Below are 1,936 nucleotides of genomic sequence, written 5' to 3'. Positions count from 1 at the left end.
GGTGTAGCCGTTTTCTTGTTTGCAACGATATGTGCTATTTTTCTATTTTTTCTGTTTTGTTTCTTTTATGATCGTCCTCATAGTAGATTTGCGTATGAATTCATAATCCGTACGGAACCCAAAGGAACTATGTAGTTTGTCTGTTATCTTTGTACGTTTATAAGAAGGAATGTAGCCACTGTCTTTGGATAAAAGTGTAACATTCATATTTCTTAATGTTTCTAAAATCTGACTGCAGGTAAACTCTTCTCCAAGTTTCTTTTCCAATAATCGATAAACTAATAGGCTAATGAAGCAGGTCAGGAAATGAGCTTTGATGCGATCTTCGCGTCTGACAAATACAGGTCTTGCCTCGAATTCGGACTTCATGATTCTGAAGTTTTCTTCGATTTCCCAACGCTGTTTGTTGATATTAATAATCTCTCTAATATCTCCCTCAAGATTTGTAATCACTGCATAAAATCCATCATACATAGACTCTTCTAGGATTTTAGCTTCATCTAATTGATAAATATTTTTTTGAGCTATTTCACCATATTCTGTGACAGCTGTTCTTTGAATGAAACGGGCGGGATCATTTGAACCTTTTCCTTTTCTGGTTTTATCTGAAGATTGTATCATTTTTTTTGCTCGATCAATCTGAGTATTACGAATCTTACTTTGATAAGCTTTATATTTTGGAGAATAGGTAATAATGACCGTTTCATCCATATCTCCTGTTACAAGAGGGTATTCTTTATAATAAATAGTGTTGAACACTTTTGGATCGGATTCATCAAGTGTTCGTAAGTCAATCAGTTTGTTGGAACCAGGGATCTTAAACTGAGTTGGTAAGAGTGCTAAATCACGTTCTTCCTTTTTCATTTTTTTCAAAGAATAAGTAATTACATAAGAGCGATTCCCAAAGCTGTTCAGAAAACGATTGCTTTTTCCACCTAAACCGGCATCTGAGCAAAAAATAAATTCACTGCAATTAAAATCTTTGATGACCTTCTGTTCGATTGGTTTTAATGTAAGTTGTTCGTTTTGGTTTCCTGGAAATATATCGAATGCCAAAGGAATTCCATCTGCATCCATAAAAAGCCCCATGGTTATGATTGGGTTTGGACGATGTTCCTTACTTTTTCCATATTTTTTTATGCCATCTTCAGCTTCGATCTCGAAATAATAGTTTGTGCAATCGTAATATAAAATCTTGGAATTCCGTGGATGAATGAAATTGGAATTCTTGTATAATTCTTCCTGAATAAAGTCAGACTCTTCGGTAAGAACGGACAGAGCGCGATAAAGATCCTGGAGTGAATACTTTGGCGGTTCTAATAAGGAATGACAGTACTTATAACTACTGAGTTTACTAGAAGGCGCCAGAATTCTGGCATAAATCAAATCTGTGAGGATTGCGTGGAAATCATAGGAAAACTTATGGTGATTACGTATGTTTCTGCAAATGATATCCATTCTTAGTTCGCTACATATCTTTTGCAAAAATAAATATCCGATATTAAATACGCGTTCTTCTTCGAGAGGAATGCGAGCAAGTGGCGATAAGGATAGAGAGACTTTTTCTTTTTTGTTGATTATAAGCAAGAGTTTCTTTTTCAGCTTCCTTTTTTGCCCAGTCCATTAAATCTTGTTCATTGCCTGAAAACAGCTCTAAAAGAGCATTATATTTTCCCAGTTTTTTATAAATACGAGAAGATGTTTTTCCGTTATCTTTTCGATAAGATTGTTTGATATAAACATCTTGATTTCCTTTATTTCCAGTAATAGAAATGTACATCTGATAATCCCTCCAACCCTTTTCCTTTATTATACCACAAATAGTACAAAATAGCACGTATAAATTCGTAAAATTTGACAAAAAAATAAGCCTTAAATGGCTTAAATAAAGGATTCCTAAGGAAAGTTATAAAAATGATGTGTCAAACTCCCGTGC

General features: G+C 34.2%; 1 pseudogene. It reads right to left on the bottom strand.

Annotation, left to right across the window (positions count from 1 at the left end):
• Positions 1 to 42 precede the first annotated feature (42 nt).
• A pseudogene (locus DWX73_RS13155) lies at positions 43 to 1,780 on the bottom strand (IS1634 family transposase).
• Positions 1,781 to 1,936 lie beyond the last annotated feature (156 nt).

This window comes from Coprococcus sp. AF21-14LB (assembly GCF_003458885.1).
GTDB lineage: Bacteria > Bacillota > Clostridia > Lachnospirales > Lachnospiraceae > UBA9414.
The sequence above is the reverse complement of the archived record's forward strand: the minus strand, read 5'-3'. Positions and strand labels throughout refer to the sequence as shown.